The sequence below is a fragment of the Clostridium tarantellae genome (assembly GCF_009295725.1).
In the GTDB taxonomy this organism is placed as follows: domain Bacteria; phylum Bacillota; class Clostridia; order Clostridiales; family Clostridiaceae; genus Sarcina; species Sarcina tarantellae.
Genome location: NZ_WHJC01000273.1, coordinates 1 through 4567 on the forward strand (window position 1 = coordinate 1; position 4567 = coordinate 4567).

General features: G+C 27.2%; 2 protein-coding genes. One reads left to right on the plus strand and one right to left on the minus strand.

Translation table 11 applies throughout. From position 1 onward, the window contains the following. Nucleotides 1-302: 302 nt before the first annotated feature. The gene (locus GBZ86_RS13045; RefSeq protein WP_152891312.1) at nt 303-743 is read right to left on the minus strand and encodes a hypothetical protein; all 441 of its coding nucleotides are present in this window, start codon (nt 741-743) and stop codon (nt 303-305) included. Between the two features lie 339 nt (nt 744-1082). Between GBZ86_RS13045 and GBZ86_RS13050 the strand changes: the two genes are divergently transcribed. Beyond that, nucleotides 1083-4421, plus strand: a complete 3339-nt coding sequence (locus GBZ86_RS13050; RefSeq protein WP_170272254.1) for a glycoside hydrolase domain-containing protein — start codon at nt 1083-1085, stop codon at nt 4419-4421. The last annotated feature ends 146 nt before the right edge of the window (nt 4422-4567 follow it).

Consider the following 4567-nt stretch of genomic DNA (forward strand, 5'->3'; position numbering starts at 1 on the left):
ATTTAATTCTGAATTTATTATTGCTAAAGCTAATTTTTCTTTTACTTTATTTTTAATAATATAATTACCACCTAAAATTTCTATACCTTTAATTATATTATTAAATTTATCTTCTAGTTTTTTATCTTCTATTGTAATCACTTTAATTTTCTCCCTATGCTCTATAATTTCATTTTATCTATATATAAATATAACATTTTAATAATATACTTGTACATAAAAATTAAAACTATATTAACTAAAAATAATATAAAAAAGCAAAAACATTCTTTTAAAATATTTTTGCTTTTTTATAAATATTATTACTGTTTTATTTCTTTTATATCTTTTATTACCCAGCCATCTCCTTCTTTAACGGTATAAAAATTAAATAATAATTCTCCTCTTGGTCCTGCACCCTTTAAATTAGGATTATATACTGAAACTGGAACTAATGCGTTATCCCCTTGTGATGATATATTATCATAAGCTATTGTAGTTCCATCTTTAATTAAATCAGCCTTTAATTCTTCCATAAAACTTACTGAAATATGCTCTCTTCCTTCTTTATTTAACCAATCAGTAGCTGTTTCAAAATCTCCATCTTTCTCACATTGTATGAAATTGCTTACAGCTTGTTCTGGTGTTTCAGCAGCACTTTTATTCATATATTTGTTCACAACAAACACTATTATAACTACAACTATTACTGCAAAAACACTTCCTATTATGGTTTTTTGTTTTTTCTCTAGTTTACCACTCATGTTAATCACTCCTAATTTATTAAATAGTTAACACACTAAAACACTAATGGTAAAAATACTTAATTTAAAAAACAATCTACAAGTTATTTTTTCTAATTTATAGATTATTATCTATATTTAGTATCTTATTTTATATTATATAATTTAAAACACTTAATGTAAAACTTCATAATTAACAATTATTTAAATGATTTTCATAAATTCACCCTTTAATTCTTAAAATTAACATTTTATATAAATATTTTATTATTAAAATTATTTATACTTCTGTAATTTTTTTACAAAATATGTTAATCTTATTATGTAAACATTTAACAAATGGTTAAAAGGAGGTTTTTTATGAGTAAATTAGCTAGAGGATTAAGTTTATTTTTAGGTTCTATTTTTTTGTTTAATGTAATTGAAACAAATACTTTTATGGTAAAGGCTAAAAATAATTCTACTACTGAATCTAATACTACAAAAAATAAATTTGATTTTAAAAAAGATTTTTCTACAACACAAGGAGACAATAATTGGTATTATAATGAAAGAGTTAATGGTGAAGTTAATTCTATGTCCTACAATAATAGTGTGGCTAATGGAACATGGCAAGGAAGTCATTCATGGAGTAGAATATATGCTCCCTCTTCCCTTCATCCAGGTCCAACTCAAGAAGCTGTACTAACTTTTAAAGCTCCTAAAGATGGAGAAATTTTAGTATTTGGTAATCCTAAAAAAGAAAATTTAAATGGTGATGGTGTTAGAGTTAAAATTGAACTTAATTCTAATAAAGTCTGGCCACTAGAAAATGATTGGGAAGTAATCCAAGGTAAAGATGCTACTGGTATTAAACATGACTTTGAATTAAATGTTAAAGAAGGAGATTTAATTAACTTTATTGTTGATTCTAATGGTGGAGATATTTCTAGTGATAATACTATTTGGAATCCTAAAATAATATATAAAGATGGTGATGAAATATTACCAACATTAAATGGTTTTGTTGGCAATAAAGATATTCATTATATGAGGGAAAATTATGATTCAATAATAGAAGAAAAGAACCCTACTACTTGGAATTCAACGGCTTGGAAAGGCGAAGAAGTTACTAGTCAATTTATATTGTGGAGTGAGCTTAAAGATATTAATAATTTAACTTTAACAGCTTCTGATTTAAAAGATTCTAATGGCAATATTATTTCTAATGAAAATATAGATTTAAATTTCATTAAATATGTACGTGCTGAAGGATATATGATTCCTGATATAATAGACAACGTAAATTCTATTGATTTAACTGGTGAAACAATTCAACCTGTTTGGGCTAAAGTAAATGTTCCTAATGATATACCTGCTGGAACTTATACTGGTACCGTAACAGCTGATTCTGAATATTGTGATCCTCTTCAATTTCAAATTTCTATTGAAGTATTAGATATGGATTTACCAGCTCCAAAAGATTGGGATTTCCATTTAGATTTATGGCAGAACCCCTATGCTGTAGCTAGATATTATAATGTGGAACCATGGTCACAAGAACATCTTAATTATTTAAAACCACATTTAGAATTATTAAGAGATGCAGGACAAAAAGTTATTACAACTACTATAGTAAAGGATCCTTGGAATGGACAAACTTATGACCCATATGATTCTATGGTTGAATGGACAAAAAAAATAGATGGTACTTTTCAATTTGATTTTACAAACTTTGATACTTATGTAGAATTATGTTTAGAACTTGGAATAGATAAACAAATAAATTGCTATAGTATGGTTCCTTGGGAAAATAGAATATTTTATTTTGATGAATCTCAAAACAAAGAAGTGGAAGAAAAATTAACACCTGGAAGTGCTAAATGGCAAGAATACTGGTCCCAATTTATTGATGCTTTAGTTTCTCATATTAATGAAAAAGGTTGGCAAGATATAACTTATATAGCTATGGATGAGAGACCATTAAATGATATGAAAGCTGTAATAGAACTTCTTAAAGATACTCCTTTAAAAATATCTGGTGCTATGAACTACGGTAATGTAAATGATTTAGTAGACAGTATAGATGATCTTTGTTTAGCTATTTGGGAAATAAATGATGAGTTTTATGATATTGTAGAGCATAGAAAAGAATTAGGACTTAATACTACTTATTATGTTTGTACAGGCTCCTATCCAAATACTTTTACTAGATCTAAACCAGGAGAAGCTGCATGGCTTGGTTGGAATGCAGCAAAATATAAAGCAGATGGATTCTTAAGATGGGCTTATGATAGCTGGGTTAAAGATCCTTTAGAAACTACAGACCATACTCTTTTTGAATCTGGAGATTGTTTCTTAGTATATCCAGATGCTAGAAGTTCTGTAAGATTTGAAAGATTAAAAGAAGGTATACAAGATAATGAAAAAATTAATCAATTACTAAAAGCTCACCCTGAATGGACTTTTGAAGTTGAACAAATTCTTAAAGAACTAAAGGGAGGATCTCATGATTATTCTGTAAATTATGGACAAGAAGTTTCTATTGCTAAAGAAAAATTTGATAATATTGTTAAAAAAATAATCAATGGTGAAGAACCTCCAAAAGTTACACCATCTATACAAGCTATAGTAAATAAAAATGTAGAGCTTAATTCTGAATTTGAATATACTTTATCTATTGATAAAGTAAGTACTTTAACCAGCGGTGAATTTTTAGTTAATTTTGATAGTAACATTTTTGATTTGGATAAAGATAATAATGGTAATATAAATATCTCTACTCCAAAAGATTTTGAAGTTATTTCAGCTGAGGAATTAGAACCTGGAAAAGTTAAAATCAAAACAAATGCTTCAAATCCATTTACTGGTGAATCAGATTTATTTACTTTAAAATTTATTCCTAAGAAAAAAATAAATAAATCTGAAATAATAACTAATGTATCTTTAACTAATTCAAATAATGAAACTGAAACTTTTGATGATTTAATATCCACTTTAAAAGTTTCTGGCAATAATCTTGCTTTAAATAAACCTGCTACTTCTAGCCAATCAGAAGATGCTTATGGTAGAGGTCCTGAAAAAGGTAATGATGGTGATATAAATTCTAGATGGTGTGCTGCTACAGCTGGTTCTAACCATTGGTGGCAAGTGGATTTAGAAGATGTTTATGATTTGGATGCTGTAGAAATTCTTTGGGAAAAAGATGCAAAATATGGATATGAAATTCAAGTTTCAGAAGATGGAGAAAACTGGAGAGTTGCTGCTGATAAAAGTAATAATTTAGACGGTTCTCAAAATGATTCTATTATTTTATCTGAAGAAAATGTAAGATATATAAAGGTTCAAATGAAAAACTTACCTTCAGGTAACACTTGGGCTTCTTTCTATGAATTTAAAGCATATGGTGAATTAAGTAATCCTACTGAACCACCAGTAGAAACAAAAAAACCTGGAAAAGCTCAAAATTTAATGGCTACAGATATTACAAATAATAGTATTAAATTAACTTGGAACTCCCCTATTGTCGGTGGAGAAGTTAAAGAATATATAGTATATAAAGATGGAAAAGAATTAACTAAAGTCTCTGAAAGTAACGCTGCTGAATTTAATGTAACTAGTTTAAAATCTAATACCTTATATGGATTTAAAATAGTTGCTGTTGGAAATGATGGACAAAAATCTAGACCAATTGCTTTAAATGCAAGAACCCTTAAATAATAATATTTAATTTTAACTAAAGGGGCTGTCGCATTAGCGGATAAAAAAATCCGCTAGCGATAGCTCCTTTTCTATATTTTTTAAAATAATTTTATATATTTCAACTATAGTTAAAATATATCTAAAAATAGACGCACTCAAATAAG